1 protein-coding gene is annotated in these 291 nt (G+C 70.4%); it reads left to right on the top strand.

The genetic code is table 11. The annotated features are described in order from the left end of the window. A partial coding sequence (locus KVT32_RS29735; RefSeq protein ID WP_217619390.1) for a hypothetical protein occupies window positions 1-291 on the top strand: 291 nt, incomplete at both ends.

The raw sequence follows: 291 nt of genomic DNA on the forward strand, positions 1-291 counted from the left end.
GGGCGCCAAGTACGCGCGGGATACGCCCGAGGACTTCTTTCTGCGCGGCATGGCGACCATCGCGTTGGCCGCGGGACGGCCGGTGCCGCCGGCCTGCGACGACGACATGGCGCTGACCGGCGTCGACCGCTATCGCGACCTGCTGCAAGCCAAGCTCAAGCCTGCCGAATGGCGGCAGGTGGCCATGCTGATGAGCCGCGGCGGGCGATTCGACGGGACGGACGACGCCTGGACGCAAGAAGGCGGCCAGACACGCCGCACGCGCGTGGCGTATGCCAAGCCGCTGCATGT

Source organism: Achromobacter sp. GbtcB20 (genome assembly GCF_019091095.1).
Lineage (GTDB): Bacteria > Pseudomonadota > Gammaproteobacteria > Burkholderiales > Burkholderiaceae_B > Achromobacter > Achromobacter mucicolens.